We start from the raw sequence: 19745 nt of genomic DNA, 5'->3' as shown, positions 1-19745 counted from the left end.
GGTTCACGGTATGGAGCAAAGCACGTCCGAAAAGAATGGCGAGATTTTTCGCCATCTTTGATGAGCCGCCCGAGCTCAACGAGGCACTGCGGGATGCCAGGCGCTATGCCACACGATGAATCGAGAGGTAAGAACCATGTTTGCGATCGAAATGGAAGCGACCATTGACCACCTGGGCAACGTGCATGTCCCGGAACACTACCGCCAGTTCTACGGTAAGACAGCGCGTCTATTGCTGTTATTGCCCGATGAGAGCGAAACCAGCGCCATCTCGCGTCTTTCGGAGTCGGCACTAGAGAAGATCTGGAACAACGCAGACGATGCCGCCTATGACCAGTTATAGGTTTGGCGATATCGTGCTCGTGCCGTTTCCGTTCAGCAACCTGACGGAGAGCAAGCAACGCCCCGCCGTGATCGTCAGTTCGGCTGCCTATCAGCAGGCGCGTCCCGATTGCATCTTGCTGGCAATCACCAGTCAGATCCGCGCCCCGCTGGGCTATGGCGAAGCGCTGATCGATGGCTGGAAAGTAGCTGGATTACTGAAGCCATCCTTGTTCAAGCCGCTCATTTTTACAGTGGAGCAATCCCTGATCCGACGACGACTGGGTGCTCTGATTCAGAGCGATCAGGAGACGCTCGGCGGGATTCTCCGGCTGATCATGCCGCAGGGACTTTCGGCATGAGCGACACAGCAGCGATCCCGCCGGGGTACAAGCCGAGTGAGGTGGGGGTGATTCCGGAGGATTGGGACGTGAAGCGGTTGGGGGAGATTGCGGCGTTTCGCACAGGGCCATTCGGGAGCGCACTCCATAAATCCGACTATACCAACGATGGCATTCCGATCGTCAATCCGATGCACGTCGTCGATGGCAAGATTGAACCAACTCGAACGATGACCATCACGGAGCAAGCAGCGAAGAACCTTTCCGACTTTCGCTTGAAGCCCGGCGAGATTGTCATTGGTCGTCGGGGAGACATGGGGAGGTGTGCCGTCGTTCAAGAGTATCAATTGGGATGGTTGTGCGGAACGGGATCAATGATCGTTCGACCGCTGCATACCGATTCGGAATTTTTGCAGTGCGTACTTTCGAGTCCACGGGCCATCTCAGCCATCGAGGACTCTTCAGTAGGCACGACGATGGTCAATCTCAATCAAGGCACCTTGGCCGGATTGAAGATTCAGGTCCCACCTCTCCATGAACAACGTGCCATCGCGGCGGCGTTGAGCGATGTGGATGCGCTGTTGGGCGGGCTGGAGCGGCTCATCGCCAAGAAGCGCGACCTCAAACAGGCCGCCATGCAGGAACTGCTCACCGGCGGGACGCGGCTGATATGAGCACCCTACCCGCGACCTCACCGGCTTACTTCATCGGCTGGGATGTCGGCGGGTGGAACTGCGACAAGAACGGCAAGAGCCGCGATGCTCTGGTGATTCTGGACGCCAACCGACGCATCATCGGCCAACCCTGGCGGGGTAACCTGCGATTGACCATCAATTCCGCGGCGGATTCGGTAGCTTTCGCGTCGGCCTTGTTTGAACGGTGCGGCGCGCAGGCGACGCTTGGCGATACGCCGATCACCCTCGCCATCGACACGCCGCTGGGCTTTTCGCAGGAATTCGTCCGATTGGTCACCATCCTGCAAGCGGCCGGGGCGCTGGGAAGCTCCGACACCAACCCCTACCTATTTCGGCAGACCGAGCGGTGGTTGTTCGAGCATAGGCTGAAGCCGCTTTCCGCCATCAAGGACATGATCGGGAGCCAGGCCACCAAGGGTATGCACGTCCTCGCCCGGTTCGCGCCTACCATGGTGCGCTGCGGCGTCTGGCAGGGCGGCGCTCTGACGGCCATCGAGGCTTATCCGTCCGCCTGCAAGAACTCACTTACGGTTTCGGCGCTACAAGAGCCTTTTGGAAAGCTGGCCCATGACGATCTGGACGATGCGCTTACCTGCGCGCTAGTCGCCTGGCTGTTTTCGGCCCAACCGGAGAAGTTGGCGTCACCCGCGGAGACCGTGCCGCTGGCCGAGGGCTGGATCTGGGTACCGCAGGACGCTGTGTGGGATTCATCCTCACCTCAGGGCCTAGGGGGGCACGCATGGAAATGATTCCGGCGCTGCCTTCCCGCAAGACGAGATTCCAACGATGATTCGCACGCTGCGTATCAACGGCTTCAAGTCAATGCGCTCTTTCCCTTGCTCGACCGCGATCGGGAGGCGACGCCGGCCGTTTTCGAGATCATCAAGAACCAGCCGGGCTACTGATGACGGAAACGATTCAGCTCGGCGACATCGCCATTACGGTTACGCGCAAAGACATCAAACATGTCCATCTCTCGGTGTATCCGCCGGATGGCCGGGTCACCTTGGCCGCACCCGTCGGGACACGCCTGGAGGTCGCACGCGCCTATGCCATCTCGAAGCTCGGCTGGATCCGCAGCCAGCGGGAGCAGCTACGCCATCAGGCTCGGGAGACGCCGCGCCGGTTCGTCGAGCGTGAAAGTCATTTCCTCTGGGGCCGGCGTCACCTTCTGACCATCGCCGAGCGGCACAGCAAGCCTTGCGTGACCCTCGACCACAAGCGGATCACCCTCAGGGTGCGACCCGGCAGCGACCAGGCCACCCGCGCCCGGGTGATTCACGACTGCTTGAGTACGTCTTGGTGCACGAAATGGCTCATCTTCTGGAGCCCACGCACAACGAGCGCTTCATCGCCATCCTCGATGAGCATTACCCGGCGTGGCGGGAAGCGCGCGCCGAGCTCAATGATCTGCCCTTGGGTGCGGAGCAGTGGATGGAATGACCGCATGGAGAGCCGAATGACCTGGCTCTCGGCATGTTCCGCGGACGGATATCCGTATCTCGGCAAGGCAGGGTGACTCGGAATGAACGAAAGCCACCTGTTTATGGTGACCTTGGCAGGCTTCGGCCTGTTGGCGATCAGTTGGATTTGGTTCGCCGTGGTCGCTTGGCGGTGGAGCCGTCCTTGGGGTGTTGCGATCGCGCTCTTTGCACCGGTCGGGTTGCTCTTCACTGTCGTGCGTTTTCACGCCGCGCGCGGTCCACTCGTCTTGGGATTGGCGGGTTTGCTGCTCGCTGTCGGTCCGCCGGTTGTGAACCGTGTGTTCCCCGTCGATCTCGGGCCGCGCGATATGCTGGTCGACGGCGAGCGCCATATCACCCTGACGGGCTGGGATCGGCACAACTATCGGGTGCTGGAGGGGGTCACGGACGTGGTCGTGCTGCAGATGGCCAACCCGGATGTGACGGACAAGACCTTGGGGGTGCTCTCCGGGATGGATCAGCTTCGCGAGCTGGACTTGAACGAGACAGGCGTGACGGACGTGGGGCTCGCGCAGCTTGCGGCATTGACGCGTCTGGAGCGGCTGCGTCTCGCAAACACAGGCATCACGGACGCCGGCTTTCGCGCGTTCCTGATGCCCCATCCGGGTCTGCTCGAGTTGGACGTGCGCGGCACATCCATCTCCGCCGAGACCCTCTCCGAATGGCGCAAAGCTAAGGCCCGGCGCCGGGCCTTGCGCTGAGGCGGCGTTCTCGTTTCGTCCTGAGGGGTTAGGCGCATTTCGGAAACCGTCGGCGCAAGTTGTGCTTCCTATCGTCAGCACAACCTACGAATTTGGGACTGTCCGGAGATCGGCTTAGCAGACCATGACACTCGACGCGTCGACTCCGGGTTATCTGGCCAACCCCTCTGGGTGACCGGACACAGCCTCGGCGGGGCCATTGCGTTGCTTGCCGCCTGGCGTTTTCAGCGAGCCTTCATCGGGGTGCACGAGGTCATCACCTTCGGGGCGCCGATGATCGGCAACGCTGTCGCGGCACGTGCCTTCGAGCGGGCATTTCCCGACCGGATCTTCCGCTATGTCGACATCGAAGACCCGGTCCCGCTCCTGCCGACGGTCAGTCTGGTGGCCAACGCTTACGCCCACTGTCTGAACGAGGTCAGGCTTCAAGGCCCGACGCAGCGGGCATTCACCCACGCGTTCGGGGAGCTCGGACGCACGGCGGTGGAGGGCATGCTTACGGCGAGCCTGACCGACGAGCTCTGGACACTCGTGCGCAATGGCATCAACGCCCATCTGATCCCCAACTACCAAGCGCGTCTGCGCGGCTGAAGCGCGTTTCAACCCTGCGGGTCGGTCTTGCGATCCATGTCCTCGGGCGCATAGGCCCGCAACAGCACCTCGACCCCGCTCTCGACTCGGCGGCGCAGCTCCTCGGCGTCCGGTCGCGGACAGCCGCCGCTCAAGAGCCCCGTGGTCTGGATGCCCTGCCACATGCCGAGCAGCTGCTCGGCGGCCAGGCGGCTGTCGTGCGTGCGCAGGTCGCCGCGCGCCGACGCCTCCGCCAGGCGTGCGGCAAGGCGATCGCGCGTCGCCTCCGCGCCGTCGCGGTAGACGAGCGCCCCGAGCCAGGTCTCCCGTCCGGCCAGGGTGGCGAGCATGCGTTGCAGGGCGACATAGTCGTCGCTGCTCAGGAAGCCCATCAGCGCGCATCCCAGATCGATCAGCGCCTGTTTCAGCCCGCGCTGGCCCGAGGGCAGGTCGTCGAGTGCGGCGGTCATCTCGCTGCGCTGCAGCAGCACGACCGCGCGGATCAGACCCTGTAAATCACCGAAATGGCTGTAGACCGTGACCTTCGAAACCCCGGAGGCGCGGGCGACGGCCTCCATAGTGAGCGCCTGGATCGAGCCCGAGAAGAAGAGCCTCCGAGCGGCCGCGAGGATGGCCGCGTGCTTGGCGGGGTCCGGCGGTCGGCCGCGCCCGGCGGCTCGCGGCGGCCCCGGTGCCCCGGATGCCCCGGCGTCGGATGTCGGCATGACTGTTTCCTCCGTCATCGTCTGACCCCTTATCAGTTTACGCAGGCGCCCTGATTCCAGCTCGAAATGTCTCCGTGAGAGATTTCAGAACCTGATCTCTGCCGGGCCATGATCATCATGGTCATTTACTAAACGCTATCGTACAGTAATAATGGTGCGGTCAATCATCAACCAACGCCGGCGCTTGCGGTGCAGGAGTGACCCTTGTCGACCAGGATAAACAAGATCGGAGCGGTGTTCATCGTAGCGCTCTTCGGCTCGGGATGCGGGGCGAGTCACGACGAGTCGACCGCGCCCGATGCGCTGCCCGATCGCGAATCGGTGCCTTGGGTGTTGTCGGCCGGGGTGGAGCCCGCACCGAACAGCGTCTGGACGCTCACGGGCACGGTACGCGCCCGCCATGAGATCCCGCTGTCCTTCCGCATCGGCGGTGAGATCCAGGCGCGTCTGGTCGATGCCGGGGCGCAGGTGGTGGCCGGTGAGGTCCTGTTCCGGCTCGATCCGCGCGACGTGACGCAGCAACGTCTGGCGGCGGAGGCAACGGTGGCGAGCGCCCGGGCGGAGCACGAGAACGCCGAGCGCGAGCGCGAGCGACTCGGTGATCTTCTGACCAAGCGGCTCGCGAGCGAGCAGGACCATGACCGGGCCGTGACCGCCGCGCGCGCCGCCGAGCAACGCCTGCTGGCCGCCGAGGCGAGCCTGGAGCAGGCGCGCAACGCCATCCTCTATGCCGATCTGGTCGCGCCCGCGACGGGCGTGATCCTGGACGTGGAGGGACAGGTCGGACAGGTGGTCTCGCCGAGTCAGGCGGTTGCGCGGCTGGCCGAGGACGGGCCGCGCGAGATCGAGGTCCAGGTGCCGGAATCACGGCGTGTCGGTCTGCCGGCCGAGGCGACGGCACGGCTCGGGAACGGCCCTGCGAGCGGCCCGGCGTCCGCCCCTACGTCCGCTCAGGTGACCTTGCGCGAGATCGCCGGTAGTGCGGATTCGCTCAGCCGGACCTGGCGTGCCCGCTATCGTCTGCCCGAGCTGCCGGGCGCGCCCGGGCTCGGCACGACCGTGACCCTGACCTTCGAGACGGTCCGCGAGACGTCCAGGCCGATCGCCCGGGTGCCGCTCGGTGCCATCCTGGAGCGCGGCGAAGGACCCCTGATCTGGCGGATCGCGGAGGGGCGGGTCGAGCCCGAGCCGGTCGAGCTGATCGGCATCGTCGGCGAGCAGGCCGAGATCCGAACCGATCTGGCACCGGGGACGCCGGTGGTGGCACTGGGCGCGCATCTCTTGCTGCCCGGTCAGGTTGTGCGGGTGCTCGAGCGATGAGCCCGTCGGACGACAGGCCACCGCGCGGGCGCCTCAACCTCTCCGCGCTCGCCGTGCGCGAGCGCTCGGTTACGCTCTTCCTGATCCTGGTGACCGTGATCGCCGGTCTGACGGCCTTCCTGCAGCTCGGCCGCGCGGAAGACCCGGCCTTTACCGTGCGCGTGATGGTGGTCTCGGCGCTCTGGCCGGGCGCGAGCGCGCAACAGATGCAGGATCTGGTCGCCGATCCGCTGGAGAAGCGCATCGGGGAGGTCGAGCTCTTCTACAGGCTCGAGACCACGGCCCGCCCCGGACGAGTCGACATGCTGGTCGAGTTTCAGGACTACGCGCCGTCCGAGCAGATTCCCGATCTCTTCTACCAGGTGCGCAAACGCATGTCGGATGCGGCGACGAGTCTGCCGGCCGGGGTGCTCGGGCCCTTCGTCAACGACGACTTCTCGGATGTCTATTTCGCGCTCTATGCGCTGTCGGCACCGGATCTGCCGAACCGCCTGTTGGTGCGCGAGGCCGAGCGGATCCGCGATCGTCTCGCCCGCGTCGCGGGGGTTCAGAAGGCACGCATCCTCGGCGAGCGGCCGCAACGCTTCTTCGTGGAGCTCGATCAGGCGCGTCTCGCCAATCTCGGGGTGTCGCCCGCTGCAGTGCGCGAGGCCCTGGATGCCCAAAATCGGCTTGCCCCGGCGGGGCTGGTCGAGACCGATGGGCCGCGGCTCTATCTGCGTCCCGATGCCGAATTGCGCGAGCTCGAGGATATCCGCCATGTCCCGTTGCGGGTTGGGGAGCATCTCATCACGCTGGGCGAGATCGCCGAGGTCCGTCGAGGCTACGAGGATCCGCCCGAGTTTCTGATCCGCGCCGGCGGGGAGGATGCGGTCCTGCTCGGCGTGGTGATGCAACGCGGCGAGAACGGGTTGGCGCTCGGCGAGCGTCTGATCACGCTGCAGGATGGGTTGGAGGCCAGTCTACCGCTGGGTGTCGGCTTCACGCAGCTCACCAATCAGGCCGACGCCATCACGCATGCCGTCGACCTCTTTCAGATCAAGTTCCTGGTCGCGGTCGCGGTGGTGATGCTGGTCAGCTTCGTTGCGATCGGCTGGCGTGCCGGGCTGGTCGTCGGCATCACCATCCCGCTGACCCTGGGGCTCACCTTTCTGTTGATGCTGATCAAGGGCATCAACCTGGATCGCGTCAGCCTGGGTGCGCTCATCATCGCCCTGGGGCTCTTGGTCGACGACGCCATCATCGCCATCGAGATGATGCTGGTGAAGATGGAGGCGGGATGGGATCGGCTGCGGGCCGCGGCCCATGCCTGGACCGTGACCGCCGCACCCATGCTGAGCGGCACACTGGTGACCGTGATCGGCTTCGTGCCCATCGGCTTCGCGCGCTCGGGTGTGGGCGAGTATGCAGGCAACATCTTCTGGGTGCTGGCCTTCGCGCTGCTCGCCTCCTGGGTGGTGGCGGTGACCTTTACGCCCTATCTGGGCACCTTGCTCCTGAAGGCGCCGCCGCCCGGGGGCGCGCACGGCTCGGAGAGTGCCTACGCGACGCCGCTCTACCGCAAGCTGCGCGGGCTGATCCGCGGCTGTGTTCGGTACAAGATCTGGGTCGTGGCCGCGACCTTCGGGCTCTTGGTCCTGTCGATCGTCGGGCTGGCCGGGAGCGTGCAGAAACAGTTCTTCCCGACCTCGGATCGTCCGGAGGTCCTGATCGACATCCGGCTCCCCGAGGGCAGCGCGATCCGCGCGACGGCGGCGGTGGTCGAGCGGGTCGAGGCGATCCTGGCGGACGGGCACGGCGTGCGCTCGAGTGCGGCCTATCTCGGCGCGGGGGCACCGCGATTCTTCCTGGCCCTGAATCCCGAGTTTCCGAATCCGGCCTTTGCCAAGCTCATCGTGGTGGCCGAAGGCGCGGCCGAGCGCGATGCGCTGATCGCGCAGCTCCAATCGCATGTGGATGCCGGCGAGTTTCCCGAGGCGCGGGTGCGCGTGCACACGCTGCTCTACGGGCCGCCGGTCATCTGGCCCGTGACCTTTCGTGTGCTGGGACCCGACCCGCTGGTGCTGCGCCGCATCGCCGAGCAGGTGCGGGATGTGGTCGCGGCCAATCCGAATACGGTGGATCCGCATCTGGACTGGGGTGAGCGTGCCCCCGTGGTGCGGCTTGCACTCGACCCGGAGCGGCTGCGTTTGATCGGGCTCACCCCGCGCGAGCTGGCGGGACAGTTGGAGTATCAGCTCTCCGGGCTGCCGGCGACCGAGATCCGCGAGGACATCCGCAATGTGCAGCTGATCCTTCGGGGCCTTGCCGACAATGGTCCAGCGAGCGCAGACGGCGCCGTGGCCGGATCCGGATCCGGATCCGGAGCAGGCGGCAGCGGCGCGGCGATCACGCCGACCAGCCTCGCCGGCATCAATCTCAAGACGCTCGACGGTCGGACCATCCCGCTCGAGCAGGCCGGCGAGCTGCTGATCGCCTTCGAGGATCCGGTGCTCAAGCGGTACAACCGCGAGCCCTTCATCGCGGTGCAATCCGAGGTCCGGGGCGCGCAGCCACCGAGCGTGACGCAGGCCATTTGGGTCGAGCTGCAGGGGCTGATCGCGGAGCTGCCGCCCGAGTATCGGATCGACATCGGCGGTGCGGTGGAGCAATCGAGCAAGGCCGATGCCTCGATCCAACGCGTCCAGCCGATCATGCTGGTCCTGATGCTGATCGTGATCATGTTCCAGATGCGCAGCTTCTCGGGCACCCTCATGGTGGTGGCGACGGCGCCGCTCGGCGTGATCGGGGCCACGCTGGCCTTGCTGATCGCCGATCGTCCGTTCGGCTTCGTCGCGCTGCTCGGGCTGCTCGGTCTGGCCGGCATCCTGATGCGCAACACCCTGATCCTGGCCAAGCAGATCGAGGACAACCTGCACCAGGGCCTGGAGCGCTCCACCGCGGTCGTTGAGGCCACGGTGCAGCGCGCGCGCCCGGTGGTGCTGACTGCGGTGGCGGCGGTCTTTGCCTTCATTCCGTTGACCACGGACACCTTCTGGGGGCCGCTCGCCTTCGTGCTCATCGGCGGGGTCTTGGTCGGTACCCTGATTACGCTGCTGTTTCTGCCGGCGCTCTATGCACTGTGGTTTCGGGTGCGCCTGAGCTCGGCAGACCCGCCCTCTGTCCAGCGCGCCGTCCAGAGCTCGGCCGGCTCGGGTCTGCCGTAGAAATAGCCCTGCAGGAGGTCGCAGCCGTGGGCTCGCAGGAAACGGCTCTGACCCTCCGTCTCGATGCCCTCGGCTACGACCCGCAAGCCGAGCTCGTGGGCGAGTGCTAGGGTTGCGGCACTGATCGCGGCGTCGTTTTCGTCGGTTTCGATATCGCGCACGAACTCGCGGTCGAGCTTCAGCGTCTGGATCGGCAGACGCTTGAGGTAGGCGAGCGAGGAATGACCGGTTCCAAAATCGTCGATCGCCAGCGCAACGCCGAGGTTGCGCAGGGCCTGCAGCGTCTCGACTGCGCGCGCCGGATCGCGCATCGCGACCGACTCGGTGACCTCGAGCTCGAGCTCGTCGTCGTTCATGGCGTAGCGTCGCAGCACGGCGGAGACGGTCTCGAGGAGGGCGGGATTGCGCAGTTGGTGGGCAGAGAGGTTGACGGCGATGCGTCCCGGTCCGATGCCGGCGTGCTTCCATTCCCCGAAACGGCGACAGGCCTCGTTCAAGACCCAGTCCCCGATCACGTGGATGAGTCCGGATTCCTCCGCGATCGGAATGAAATGGCCTGCCGCGAGCAAGCCACGCCGTGGATGGTGCCAACGCACCAGGGCCTCCATGGCGTAGGGGCGAGCGAGCGGATCCGCATCGGCCTCGAGCTGGGGCTGATAGTGCACGGCGAGCTGGCCCTCCTCGATCGCCACGCGCAGCTCGCGCTCGACCGTCAGGCGTTCGCCGGCCGCCACGTTGAGCGCTTCGGTGAAGTACTGGATGTTGTTTCGACCCTGCTCCTTGGCGTGATACATCGCGGTGTCGGCGTTCCTCATCAGGGTGTCGGCATCCAGGCCGTCATCGGGATAGATGCTGATGCCGATACTGGGACTGGAGTGCAGCCGTTCGCCGTCGATGGCGTACGGCTTGCCGAGTGCGCTCAGGATCTTCGCGGCCACCGTCGCGGCCTCTTCGGCGCGCTGCAAGGCCGTGAGGACGACAACGAACTCGTCTCCGCCCTGACGCGCGACGATGTCGTTCTCGCGCACGTCCCGGCACAGCCGGCGTGCCACCTCGACCAACAGCAGGTCGCCGATATGATGGCCGAGCGTATCGTTGATGACCTTGAAGCGGTCAAGATCGATGAAGAGGACCGCGAGCCATCGCCCTTCCCGATGTGCCGAGTGCAGCGCCTGCCGCAACAGGATCTCGAGGTTGTGGCGATTCACGAGGCCGGTGAGGCCGTCGTGATGGGCGAGGTGCTCGATGCGTTCGTCCGCGTCCCTGCGCGCGGTGATGTCTTTGAGCACCGCAAGGATCTCGCCGCCCTCGAGGCGGATCACGTCGCTCTCGAGCCACAGACGGGTCGAGCCCTTGTCGTACACCGCGGGGCTGATCGTTTCACGCCCGCCATGGCGATGCACGCGGCGAAACGCGGCGTAGATGCCCGCAGCCTCCAAACCCGGAAAGGCGATCCGAGACGGCAGTCCCAGCACATCCTTGCGTGTCGCGACCCCGGCGATCCGCTGGGCGGCCGGATTGATGTCGATCAGGACGAACTCGCTCCCGTCCGGTCGCGGGCGGTACAGGGCAACGCCGTCGTTCATGCTGCCGAGCATGGCGCGGTAGCGGGCCTGTTGGGCGGCGATCGTGGTCTCGTCCCTGACCAAGCGGCGACCGAGCACGAGTGCCGCGCTGGCCGAGGCGAGCAGAAAGAGCGTGAACGCCCATGCCGTGGCCCGCTGCATCGCGTGCAGGGGTGCCATGGCCTCGGCGGCATCGATCTTCACCACCATGCCCCAACCCAGCGCCGGCAGATAGCGCCAGCCCGCTGCGACCTCGCTGCCGCTGTAGTCCTTCACCAGGCCACGGCCCTGACTTCCGGCCAGCGCAAGACGCATCGGCTCTGCCGTGCGTCCGAGCGGAACCCGATTGGTGAAGGGTGCTCCCGGCATGCGTTCGAGCGCGATGGTGTAGCGTGCGGCTTGCCCGTCCTGAACGGCGAGCACGGTTTCGCCGGTGGCCCCGAGCCCGGTGCGGTCGCTGACCACCGGCATCAGGGTGTCGAGGTTGACCTGCAGCGCCAGCGCGCCGATCGTATGCTGTCCCTCGAGAATCGGCGCGACGACAAAGGCTGCGATCGCGTTTCCGGATGGCTTATAGGGCGCGAAACGGGTCAGGTCGATATGCATGAAGGTCATGGCCTGGCGGAAGCCCGCAGCCAACTCGGTATCGCGAAACGGGCCATGCAGCAGGTTGGTGCCCAGGTCGGCCTCCTCGCGGAGCGAAAAGACGACATCGCCTCCTTGGTCGATCAAGAGGACGTCGTGGTAATCGGCGCGCTCGCCGAGCTTGGCGATCTCCGTGCGTTCGGTTGGGCTCGGATGCGGAATCGCGGCGCGGTTTGCGCGTCGATCGGCGGTGACGAGTGCCGACAACGCCTCGCGGACTCGGGCCTGGCTCGCGAAGGAGCGGGCGTCGGCCAGCCGTTCGTTGATGTAGTCGTCGATCTGGTCGGATTTCTTGTCGGCGATCGAGTTCATGTTCTGCAGAACGGTGGCGGTGAGTGCGCGCTCGAAGGTGTGCAGATAGAACCAGGCCAGACCTGCCAAGGGCAGCAGTGCGATGATCAGGAATCCGACCGCCAAACGCAGGCCGAGGCGGCGTGGTTTTACTGCGCCCACTGTTGTGAATCCTCCGGCGGGCGCCGATCCGATTCGTCCGACAGCAGATCGACCAGCGCGAGCCACTGCGCGCGGCTGCGGTGGGCGGGAAACGGCGCCGGGCGGACCGGTACTTCGGAGATCTCGACCGCATCGAATTGCCCGTCCGCTCGGGCATGACCCACGTAGACCCTGCGCCAAAGGTGTCGCGTGGCCGCATCCAGGGTGACGATCCCGGACGGCCCGTGCAGGCTTGCGCGTCCGATGGAGCGATTCACCTGTGCCGGATCGTCGGTGCCGGCCTCGCGAACCGCCTCGGCCCACAGCTTGATGCCGTTGTAGCTCGAGACGATCGGGTCGCTGACGACGCGATCGGCGCCGAAGCGCTGCCGGAACGCGGCGACGAAGCGACGGTTGACGGCATCCGGTAGGCTTTGGAAGTAACCCCACACCGCGTAATGCTCGCGATGGAGCCGACCGCTGAGCATGGAACGCAGCTCGGGCTCGGCAACACTGAACGAGACCACCGGCATCGCATCGAGGTCTGCGGCCAGGAGTGAGGCGAACAGGTGCCGGTTGGCATCGCCGTTGAGTGTATTGAGCACCGCGTCCGGTGCCATCCGTCGGATCTCGGCGGCGATCGCGTCGAGATCGGTCGCATCCATGGGCACGTAGCGCTCCGCCAGAATCTCGCCGCCGGCTGCCGTGACCAGGTCGCGGATCAGTCGGTTGGCAGTGCGCGGGAAGACATAATCGGAGCCGACGAGATAGATCCGACTTCCGAATCGGTCCATCGTCCAACGGGCCCCGGGGATGATCTGCTGGTTGGGTGCGGAGCCCATGTAGACGAGGTGGGACGATTGCTCCATGCCTTCGTACTGCAGCGCGTAGAGCATCAGGTGACGGTGTTTTTCCACAACCGGCGTGACGGCCTTGCGACAGGCCGATGTCCAGCAGGCAAGCACGACGCTGACGCGCTCTTCGAGAATCAGGCGCTCGACCTCGGCGGCTGCGGTGGCCCAATCCGAATCGTTTTCGGCGACGACGAGGTCCACACGACGCCCGAGCAATCCACCCTCGGCATTGATCTCCTCCACGGCGAGCCGCGCCGCATCGACGAGCCCTTTCTCGCTCTCGGCCATCGGGCCTGACGCAGCATGAAAAACCCCGATCCGAATCGGCTCCGTGACCGAGGTGCGAAGCGAGCCCGGGATCAGTGCCGCCGCGGCGAGTGTCCCCGCGATCAGCAGGACCGTCAGGAGTGAACGCGGAATGCGCATCAGGGTGCAGCCGAGACTGCCTTCGCGAACGACGGCCGACCATTTCGCGGACGCTCGAGGCATGGAACGCACTCGGTCATGTCGGCTTCCTCGCGGTAGCGTGAGCACTCTGATCGATTGGTCTGACCATCATCGGCAATCGACGCCGCGTCTGCTGTGATGCGTGTCATCTGTACGCGGCGGCGTTGCGAGAAGAGTGCAGGGCATGAGGGACGCTGTTTAACCCCAATCGAACCGATCGGCGTCCGATCCGGCGGCGCCTTCGAGGATCTTACGCTTGCCGTCGAGAAGGAAGGCGATGGCGCGTTTCAGGTCCGCGAGCATGACCACCTGCTCGGCGCCCTGTCGCATCGATGCGTAAGAGGCCGCGAGCAGCACGGCATTCTGGATGTCGCCGCCCGCCGCACCTTCGGAATAGAGCGCCAGGCTCTCGAAATCGACATCCTCTGCCAGCGGTAATTGGGGCGGCATGTGGCAGCGCCAGATCTTCTCGCGCTGCTCGGTGGCGGGGAGCCTGAACTCGACATGGGCGAGCATGCGCCGCAGGAAGGCGATGTCGTAGTTCCCGACCAGATTCGAGGCGAAGATGACCGCACCGTCGAAGTTGTCGAGCTCGATCAGGGTCGTGCTGCGTGCGACATTGATGCTGTTGTCTGCCGATTGGGAGACGTTGACCAGACGTTTGCCGAGGATGGAGTCGGCCTCGTCGAAGAAGAGCAGGGCGCCGGTCGCGGACGCCTTGGCGAAGGCCGCCTTGATGTTCTTGGGGGTCTCGCCGACATACTTCGATTCCAGCTCGGCATAGCTGATGCGCAGGATCTTTTTGGCGAGTAGGTCGGCGATGGCGTCCGCGGCCAGGGTCTTGCCGGTCCCGGGGGGACCGTAGAAGTTCAGCGCGACGCGTCGTCCGGTACGCGCGACCGAGCACAGCCCCCAGGTCACGTAGATCAAGTCCTGAGAGACCAGGACATTGGTGGCCTCGCGGATGCGCTCCAAGGTGTCCTGATCGAGGATGAGTTGATTGAGGGTGTGGCGCGGCTCGACCGGCTCGATGCCTTCAAGGCGCGTCTCGTCCGGCTCGTCGGAGGGCGGCGCGGCGGCGCCGGGTTGCGGCATCGCAACGGCATTGGTCGTGACGCCTTGGGCGTAGGGGTGCTCCAAGGTCGTTTTCGAGGGATTGAAGTCGACCCGGATCTTCGGCTTGTTCAGCAGCCCCGGAAACTCCGAGGTCTCGAGCACCTGGACCAGCCGCTTCAGGAAGGCGTTGGACGCCGCCGGCTCGACCTCCACCGAGGTGTCCTGACCCTTCTCCAAACACTGCGGGCAATACAAGAGCGGCGCCCCGACCACCTCGACGAAGTAATGCCCGAGATTGCTCTTCTTGCCGTGGTGCGAGAGCACCAGCTCGCAGCCATGCACCGGACAGGTCGGCGTCTTACGCAGCAGTGACATCGCCAGCGACCCCTAGAGAACCGCGTCTCGCACGACATGCACGGCATTCATTGAATTCCGCCCTTGAATGAGCCCACGCCCGCTGCAGCAGACGCGGTTTCAGAAAAATGAATAAAAAATCCTGAACCGCGTCTCACCGGACTCATTGACTGGGCCGAGGCCGCGTTTGACGCCGCCAATGCATGTCGCTGCGGACGCGGTTCAGCGGTTCAGCCAAAGACCAGATTGAGCATGGTCAGCGCCACCACCAAAAAGAGGATCGTCATGATCCCGCCGGCGCGCATGAAGTCGACGACACGGTAATTGCCGGGTCCCATGATGAGTGCGTTCACCTGATGGGTCGGAATCAGGAAGGAGTTCGAGGTGGCGATGGCGACGGTCAAGGCGAACACGGCCGGGTTGGCGCCCACACCGAGTGCCATATTCACCGCCAAGGGCACCAACAGGACCGTCGCGCCGACGTTCGACATCACCAAGGTGAAGAAGGTCGCGAGCACCGCGAGCGCGGCCTGCACGACCCAGATCGGCACGTCGCCGAGCGCGGTCAGCGTCTGCTGCGCGATCCAGGCGGCCGTGCCGCTGGCCTCTACGGCGAGCCCGAGCGGGATGAGCGAGGCCAAGAGAAACACCGTCTTCCAGCTGACGGCCTGGTAGGCCTCGTCGATCGAGAGGACGCCGGCGAGGACCATGCCCATGGCACCGGTCAGCAGGGCGACCGAGAGCCGCAGATCGGTAAAGAGGACCAAGGCCAGCGTGATGACGAAGAAGACCAGTGCAGCGCGGACCTTGTGCGGGCGCAGCTCCTCGTGCGGATACTCGGTGGTGACCACCACGAAATTGCGGTCCTTGGTCAGGCGCGTCAGGTCCGCCCAGGTCGTGTGGACCACCAGTGCATCGCCCGCGAGTAGGTGCGTGTTGCGCACACCGCCGGTGCTGAAGGTGATCTGCGTGCCGCCGCGATTGATGGCGAGCAGCGAGAGCCCGTAGGTCTTGCGCATCCAGATATCGCGTGCGGTCTTGCCGATCAGGGTCGAGCCGGGGGGGATGACGATCTCGGCAACACCCGCCTTGGTGTTGGACATGGCCTCGGAAAAGAGCTCCAAGTCCGGTTTGACATCCACGGCGTTGTCCTCGGCAAAGCGCTCGAGCTTCTCCTCGGTGCCGAGCAGGCCGAGCGTGGTGCCGGGCTCGATGCCGAGCGAGCGGTCCACCCCGTCGGCACCCAGGCGCAGGCCGTCGCCTTTCTCCACGGCGATGACGCGCACCCGCCAGAGCTGCTCGAGCTCGTCTACGCTCATGCCGACCAGGCTGCTGTCCGGGCGGAGTCTGACCTCGCGGATCTCGAAGGAGGACAGACCGTAGGTTTCGGCGAAATAGGTGCTGGTGTCGCTGCCGGTGAGCATCTCGTTCCCGCGCGAGGGCAGTACGAAACGTCCGGCGAGCACGAAATAGAGGATACCTGCGATCAACAAGGCGCCCCCGATCGGGGTGACGTCGAAGAGCTGAAAGGTCTCCATCGGCGCCGTGCCGGCCGGCAGTGCCTTGTTCGACGTCAGGATGAGATCGTTCAAAAGGATCAGCGGGCTGGAGCCGACCATGGTGATGGTGCCGCCCAGGATGGCGCAGAACCCCATCGGCATCAGCAGGCGCGACATCGGCAGACCGGTACGCGCGGAGATGCGGCTGACCACGGGCAAGAAAAGTGCCGCGGCCCCGACGTTCTGCATGAAGCTCGAGATGACGCCGACGGTCCCGGAGATCAGCGGGATGATGCGCGACTCGGTGCGGCCGCCGATGCGCATGATGAAGCCCGCAACCTTCGACATGATGCCGGTCTTGTCGAGCCCGGCACCGATGATCATGACCGCGATGATGGAGATCACCGCGTTGCTCGCGAAGCCGTCGAACAGTTGCTCCACCGGCACCAGCCCCTGCTCGAGCCCCATCCAGGGCGCCACGAGCCCGGTCAACCCGAGCAGGACCATGATGCAGATCGCGGCGACGTCGACGGAGACAATCTCGAAGGCGAACAGGAAGATGGTCAGAAGAAGAAAGCCCACGACCCAGGCGATCTCCACTGACGGGACGATTCCGCCGAGGTAGAACCCGCCGACTGCGAATAAGACGGCGGTGAGCTCGGTTCTCGTCGGGGCGCGAAAGGCGGTGAGCATGCTTGAGTGTCCTTCATTTGATTTGGCCCTTTATCGGCTTTGCCGCGGCGCGGGTCGCCGGGCACGGTCGGACCTGTTGTTGTCCCGAGCGATATCCTGAGATGACGGCCCTTCGATGTCGTATCGATGTCGTGGTCCGAGATGTTGCAGCCACGGCCGGCTCGTGTCTGTTCTCGGCGCACGGGCCACTAAAGACCAGACATCATAATGAAATGGATCCCGTTCTTCCCGGATTTCTTCCGGGTCCAGCGCCCGTGTCCGGCGCGGGCGAGTCATCTCGGTGCCCCCGATTTCGGTGTCCGGCGGGTCAGTCCTGTAGCTCTAAACCCGGCTCGCTGCTAGTCTCTGTTCCATCTTTCCCAGCCTCGCGTCCGGAGTCCGGAGTCATGAAGCACCTCGTTCGTCGGAGCCTGATCAACCTCTGTTGGATCTCGGTCGTTCTTGCTCGGACCGCCCTTGCGGCGCCGCTGGTGAACGTCGAGGACGAGTTGGAACGGCTGATGGCTCAGCACGGGTTCGAGGTGCGCGGCATCGAGCAAACCGCCGAGATGGACGGACGTGCGGAGGGTGCCGAGTTGGTGCCTCGCCTGCGCGTCCTGCTGGATGGCTTCGACCATGTGATCGTGCAGACCGACAACGGCGGGGTCGATCGGATCATCATCCTCGGCGAGAAGGTTGCCGTGGTCGCGCCGCCGCTGATCATCGAGAACGAAGGGTCTGGTTTTCCGTCGGACGGATCGCCGGAGGGCGAGGACGGTCAACCGGGCGATTCGATCGTCTTGCCGACACAGCGACAGGGGACCTCGCACGCCGTGAATCTGACCCTCGAGGGGCCGAACGGCCAGCGCGTCCAGCGGGTGTTGCTGATCGACACGGGTTCGGATCATGTGGTCCTGCCCGCCTCCTTGATCGGCCCGCTCGGGATCTCGCCGAATGATCTGCGGGTGCAGACCGTGCAGACCGCCAACGGGACCGTGGATGCGCGAATCGGCACCTTGAGCGGCGTTTGGCTCGGAGAGCAGCGAATCGAAGGGGTCTCGACAGCCTTTATCGACGACACGCGGCTCGGCGGGAACGCCCTCTTGGGGATGAGCCTGCTCGGGCGATTCCGCGTCACCATCGACGACGAGCAGAATCAGCTGACCTTGGCGGCGAGGTAGGCGGGAGAGAGCTATCGGCACTGTAGGGTGTGCCGAGCTGCGCGAGGCACAACCAACCCTCGGCGGATGTTGTGCTTCCTATCGTCGGCACAACCTACGAAACGCAAGCATTCAGGACATCGCCCAAAGCACGGCCGACACACATCGAGCGCCCTTTCGGCGGCTCCTGCAGGAGCCTCGGTAGTGCTTGATTCTCCCCGATGACTGACCAAACCATCTGGATGGGAGCGCTGCTGGCGGTGGAGCTCGCCGCTCAAGTCGCCACCGTGGCTCACCTCCTGCTCAGCCGTCGCGACGTGTCCTCGACCGTCGGTTGGGCGGGTCTGGTCATTCTGGCGCCGATGGTCGGCCTGGTGCTGTACTGGCTCTTCGGGATCAACCGTATTACCCGCAAGGCCCATCGGTTGCGTCCGCAGACCTCCGAGGCCAGCGATCGGGCGGAGCTGGCCGGGGAGCGCCGCGCCCACCGCTTGCTTCAGTCCGAGTATCCGGACCTGGTGCGGCTCGGACATCTCGGCGACGCCTTGACCGGCTTGCCGCTGGGGGCCGGCAACCGGGTCGAGGCACTGATCGACGGCGATCAGGCGTACCCGCGGATGCTCGAGGCGATCGATCGGGCCAAAGAGACCGTTGGTCTTTCCACCTATATCTTCGACACGGATGTCGTCGGTCTGCTCTTCGTCGATGCACTGGAGCGGGCGCATCGCCGGGGCGTCTCCGTGCGCATCCTCGTCGACGGGGTCGGCCAGCGTTACAGCCACCCACCGATGCCGATGCTGCTGCGGCGTCGCGGGATTCCGACCGCGGTCTTTCTCGCCTCCGTGCTGCCGGTCAGAAGTCAGTACCTGAATCTGCGCAACCATCGCAAGATCCTGGTGGTCGACGGATGCATCGGTTACACCGGCGGGCTGAACATTCGCGCCGGATGTCTGATCGCGTCTTCTCCGCGCCATCCGATCCAAGACCTGCACCTGCGTGTCGAAGGCCCGGTCGTGCGTTTTCTGGTCGAGGCATTCGCCTTGGACTGGACCTTCACCACCGGCGAGCGGCTTGGCGGGGACGCCTGGTATCCGGTGCTGTCCCCCGTCGGCCAGACCCTCGCGCGCGGCGTACCGGACGGCCCGGACGAGGACTTCGACATCATCCGGCGGATGATCCTGGGTGCCTTGACGACCGCGCGCGAGCGGGTCCGGATCGTCTCGCCCTATTTCCTTCCCGACCAGACCTTGGTAACTGCACTGAACGTGACCGCCTTGCGCGGTGTCGAGGTCGAGATCCTGATGCCGGAGCGGAACAATCTGAAGCTCGTGCAATGGGCCGCGCAGGCCCAGGTCGACCAGCTTCTGGAGGGGCACTGCCGCATCCGGCTCTCCCCGCCGCCCTTCGATCACACCAAGCTGATGCTGATCGACGACGCCTGGTCGTTTCTCGGCTCGGCAAACTGGGATGCACGCAGCTTGCGCCTGAATTTCGAGTACAACCTCGAGTGCTACGATCGCGATCTATCACGCCGGCTCCATCATCTAGTCGACGCCAAGATCGCCGCGAGCCGGGCGTTGACGCTCGGCGAGCTTGCCGACCGCGCGATTCCGGTGAAGCTGCGCGACGGATTCGCGCGGTTGTTTTCGCCGTATCTTTGAGCGATCGGAGGGGCCGTGTGGGTCGGGGTGGTCAAGC

Annotated in this window: 16 protein-coding genes and 1 pseudogene; 12 read left to right on the top strand and 5 right to left on the bottom strand. The window is 65.1% G+C overall.

Features of this window, described 5'->3' with window-relative positions:
* Positions 1-136 precede the first annotated feature (136 nt).
* The 8 genes and pseudogenes from KFB96_RS11255 to KFB96_RS11225 all read left to right on the top strand — a co-directional run bounded on the left by KFB96_RS11255 (position 137) and on the right by KFB96_RS11225 (position 4133).
* Positions 137-343: a hypothetical protein gene (locus KFB96_RS11255; protein WP_213461382.1), complete on the top strand. Its 207-nt coding sequence runs from the start codon at positions 137-139 to the stop codon at positions 341-343.
* A complete protein-coding gene (locus KFB96_RS11250; protein WP_300971581.1) occupies positions 330-683 on the top strand; it encodes a type II toxin-antitoxin system PemK/MazF family toxin in 354 nt (117 codons plus the stop codon). Before KFB96_RS11255 ends, KFB96_RS11250 begins: the two co-directional genes overlap by 14 nt.
* Positions 680-1336: a restriction endonuclease subunit S gene (locus tag KFB96_RS11245; protein WP_213461379.1), complete on the top strand. Its 657-nt coding sequence runs from the start codon at positions 680-682 to the stop codon at positions 1334-1336. The genes KFB96_RS11250 and KFB96_RS11245 overlap by 4 nt, the downstream gene beginning before the upstream one ends.
* Entirely contained in the window at positions 1333-2106 is a 774-nt protein-coding gene (locus KFB96_RS11240) for a hypothetical protein (RefSeq protein ID WP_213461377.1), read from the top strand. Before KFB96_RS11245 ends, KFB96_RS11240 begins: the two co-directional genes overlap by 4 nt.
* A 155-nt stretch (positions 2107-2261) precedes the next feature.
* Positions 2262-2639: pseudogene (locus KFB96_RS27555) on the top strand (YgjP-like metallopeptidase domain-containing protein); the annotation flags it as partial.
* Positions 2640-2668: 29 nt separating this feature from the next.
* Positions 2669-2800 carry a YgjP-like metallopeptidase domain-containing protein gene (locus KFB96_RS27550; protein WP_366931579.1) on the top strand — a complete coding sequence of 44 codons (132 nt, stop codon included), beginning with the start codon at positions 2669-2671 and terminating at the stop codon, positions 2798-2800.
* A gap of 82 nt (positions 2801-2882) precedes the next feature.
* Positions 2883-3542: a hypothetical protein gene (locus tag KFB96_RS11230; RefSeq protein WP_213461375.1), complete on the top strand. Its 660-nt coding sequence runs from the start codon at positions 2883-2885 to the stop codon at positions 3540-3542.
* Between the two features lie 171 nt (positions 3543-3713).
* Positions 3714-4133 carry a hypothetical protein gene (locus KFB96_RS11225; protein WP_300971579.1) on the top strand — a complete coding sequence of 140 codons (420 nt, stop codon included), beginning with the start codon at positions 3714-3716 and terminating at the stop codon, positions 4131-4133.
* An 8-nt stretch (positions 4134-4141) separates the two neighbouring features.
* Here the strand turns inward: KFB96_RS11225 and KFB96_RS11220 are convergent, their stop codons facing one another.
* Entirely contained in the window at positions 4142-4837 is a 696-nt protein-coding gene (locus KFB96_RS11220) for a TetR/AcrR family transcriptional regulator (RefSeq protein ID WP_213461373.1), read from the bottom strand.
* 204 nt (positions 4838-5041) lie between these two features.
* On the opposite strand from KFB96_RS11220, the gene KFB96_RS11215 reads away from it, so the two are divergent.
* On the top strand, positions 5042-6157 hold the full coding sequence (locus tag KFB96_RS11215) for an efflux RND transporter periplasmic adaptor subunit (RefSeq protein ID WP_213461372.1): 1116 nt from the start codon (positions 5042-5044) through the stop codon (positions 6155-6157).
* Positions 6154-9363, top strand: coding sequence for an efflux RND transporter permease subunit (locus KFB96_RS11210; RefSeq protein ID WP_213461370.1), 3210 nt, complete (start codon positions 6154-6156; stop codon positions 9361-9363). Before KFB96_RS11215 ends, KFB96_RS11210 begins: the two co-directional genes overlap by 4 nt.
* On the opposite strand, the gene KFB96_RS11205 is transcribed toward KFB96_RS11210, so the two are convergent.
* The 4 genes from KFB96_RS11205 to KFB96_RS11190 form a co-directional block, all read right to left on the bottom strand.
* Positions 9270-12026 carry an EAL domain-containing protein gene (locus KFB96_RS11205; protein WP_213461368.1) on the bottom strand — a complete coding sequence of 919 codons (2757 nt, stop codon included), beginning with the start codon at positions 12024-12026 and terminating at the stop codon, positions 9270-9272. The two genes, KFB96_RS11210 and KFB96_RS11205, sit on opposite strands and share 94 nt — an antisense overlap.
* Entirely contained in the window at positions 12014-13348 is a 1335-nt protein-coding gene (locus KFB96_RS11200) for an urea ABC transporter substrate-binding protein (RefSeq protein WP_300971578.1), read from the bottom strand. Before KFB96_RS11200 ends, KFB96_RS11205 begins: the two co-directional genes overlap by 13 nt.
* Before the next feature lie 156 nt (positions 13349-13504).
* Positions 13505-14737, bottom strand: coding sequence for an ATP-binding protein (locus tag KFB96_RS11195; RefSeq protein ID WP_213461366.1), 1233 nt, complete (start codon positions 14735-14737; stop codon positions 13505-13507).
* Between the two features lie 209 nt (positions 14738-14946).
* Positions 14947-16908 (bottom strand): SLC13 family permease, encoded by a 1962-nt coding sequence (locus KFB96_RS11190; RefSeq protein WP_213461365.1) that lies wholly within the window; start codon positions 16906-16908, stop codon positions 14947-14949.
* A 386-nt stretch (positions 16909-17294) separates the two neighbouring features.
* Here KFB96_RS11190 and KFB96_RS11185 point away from each other — a divergent pair, with 386 nt between their 5' ends.
* Positions 17295-18068, top strand: a complete 774-nt coding sequence (locus KFB96_RS11185; RefSeq protein ID WP_213461363.1) for a retropepsin-like aspartic protease — start codon at positions 17295-17297, stop codon at positions 18066-18068.
* A 200-nt stretch (positions 18069-18268) separates the two neighbouring features.
* The gene (gene cls / locus KFB96_RS11180) at positions 18269-19708 is read left to right on the top strand and encodes a cardiolipin synthase (RefSeq protein WP_213461361.1); all 1440 of its coding nucleotides are present in this window, start codon (positions 18269-18271) and stop codon (positions 19706-19708) included.
* Positions 19709-19745: the final 37 nt, after the last annotated feature.

Origin of the sequence: Thiocapsa sp. (genome assembly GCF_018399035.1) — a bacterium.
Taxonomy (GTDB): domain Bacteria; phylum Pseudomonadota; class Gammaproteobacteria; order Chromatiales; family Chromatiaceae; genus Thiocapsa.
This window is presented reverse-complemented; position numbering and strand designations above follow the sequence as displayed.

Coding starts and splice junctions, on each gene's coding strand:
- KFB96_RS11255 (WP_213461382.1), top strand. CDS start 137: ATGTTTGCGATCGAAATGGAAGCGACCATTGACCACCTGGGCAACGTG.
- KFB96_RS11250 (WP_300971581.1), top strand. CDS start 330: ATGACCAGTTATAGGTTTGGCGATATCGTGCTCGTGCCGTTTCCGTTC.
- KFB96_RS11245 (WP_213461379.1), top strand. CDS start 680: ATGAGCGACACAGCAGCGATCCCGCCGGGGTACAAGCCGAGTGAGGTG.
- KFB96_RS11240 (WP_213461377.1), top strand. CDS start 1,333: ATGAGCACCCTACCCGCGACCTCACCGGCTTACTTCATCGGCTGGGAT.
- KFB96_RS27550 (WP_366931579.1), top strand. CDS start 2,669: ATGGCTCATCTTCTGGAGCCCACGCACAACGAGCGCTTCATCGCCATC.
- KFB96_RS11230 (WP_213461375.1), top strand. CDS start 2,883: ATGAACGAAAGCCACCTGTTTATGGTGACCTTGGCAGGCTTCGGCCTG.
- KFB96_RS11220 (WP_213461373.1), bottom strand. CDS start 4,837: ATGCCGACATCCGACGCCGGGGCATCCGGGGCACCGGGGCCGCCGCGA.
- KFB96_RS11210 (WP_213461370.1), top strand. CDS start 6,154: ATGAGCCCGTCGGACGACAGGCCACCGCGCGGGCGCCTCAACCTCTCC.
- KFB96_RS11200 (WP_300971578.1), bottom strand. CDS start 13,348: ATGCCTCGAGCGTCCGCGAAATGGTCGGCCGTCGTTCGCGAAGGCAGT.
- KFB96_RS11195 (WP_213461366.1), bottom strand. CDS start 14,737: ATGTCACTGCTGCGTAAGACGCCGACCTGTCCGGTGCATGGCTGCGAG.
- KFB96_RS11190 (WP_213461365.1), bottom strand. CDS start 16,908: ATGCTCACCGCCTTTCGCGCCCCGACGAGAACCGAGCTCACCGCCGTC.
- KFB96_RS11185 (WP_213461363.1), top strand. CDS start 17,295: ATGAAGCACCTCGTTCGTCGGAGCCTGATCAACCTCTGTTGGATCTCG.
- cls (WP_213461361.1), top strand. CDS start 18,269: ATGACTGACCAAACCATCTGGATGGGAGCGCTGCTGGCGGTGGAGCTC.